Here is a 1,103-nt window from a genome sequence, read left to right on the forward strand (position 1 = left end):
CGGGCCGCCGCGCCCGGTGCGCTGGCTGCACGGGTGGCTGCAGCGTGGATTCCGCCCCGGCCGCCGGCGCGGACGGGGCCTGCTGGCGCGCATCGGCGCCGACTTCCACCTGCGTTGGCTCGAACACACGGGCGCGCTGCAGGGTGCGCGCATCGACCGCGTGCTGCACCTGTGCGCCGCCGCAGGGGCTGCGGGGCTGGCACTGTCGCTGCTGCTGCGCGGTCTGGTGGTGCGCTACCAGTTCGGCTGGGAAAGCACCTTCCTCGATGCAGCGCAAGTGCACGCCATTGCGCGCGTCCTGTTCTGGCCCCTCACGGCGCTCACCGGCCTTGCGCCCTTTTCCCTGGAGGAGATCGCCGCGGCGCAGGATTTCGCCGGCCAGGGCGCCGCCGGCAACCGGTGGGTATGGATGTACGTGGGACTGCTGGTGCTGGTGGTGGTGCTGCCGCGCCTGCTGCTGGCCGCCGCCGCACGCTGGCGCGAGGTGCGCCTGTCCAGGCGCTGCCTGCTGGACCTGCAGGCGCCTGCCTTCGATGCCCTGCGTGCTGCCCTGCCGGCCCGGATCGTGCTGGGCGTAGCCGGCATCGACGAGGCGCAGGTCCGCGCGCTCGTGCACCTGCAGGAGCTGCATGCGGGCGACGCCGGCCCGGTTCGCGACCGGCTGCACTTCGTTGTGGCACAAGACGCAGCCACCGCTGCCGGCGTGGACGCCGTGCTGTTCGCCTGGCGGAACGTGCCCGCCACTCGGCTGCCGCAACCCTGGCAGCAGGCGCCCCGCCTGCATCTGCGCTGGACCGACTGGGGTGCCAGCTGGCCGCGCGAGGCGCAGCTGTTCGTGCGCCTGCGCACCCTCCTGCCCGAACGCGCCGCCGCCCTCGCCCGCCTGCAGACCGCGTGGGAGGGGGACAATCGCCGCCGTTTCGCTGCAGCCACGCTGCTGCTGGCGCAGCACTTGCGCGGCTGCGCGGCGCTCGTGCGGGATGGCCGAGCCGCCGATGCGCTGGCACGCGAGTGGCGGGCGCTGGACACGGCCCTGCGTGCCCTGCATCGCCTGCCCGCTCAGGAGCCGACCGCGGACGCCGTGGCCGCGGGCGGCCCCCCCC

Annotated in this window: 1 protein-coding gene; it reads left to right on the top strand. The window is 75.0% G+C overall.

Going from position 1 to position 1,103, the window contains the following annotated elements:
• On the top strand, nucleotides 1-1,103 hold a 1,103-nt coding region (locus A612_RS14430; RefSeq protein ID WP_019375157.1), incomplete at both ends, for a DUF2868 domain-containing protein.

Source organism: Melaminivora alkalimesophila, from assembly GCF_000282995.1.
Taxonomy (GTDB): Bacteria; Pseudomonadota; Gammaproteobacteria; order Burkholderiales; family Burkholderiaceae_C; genus Melaminivora; species Melaminivora alkalimesophila.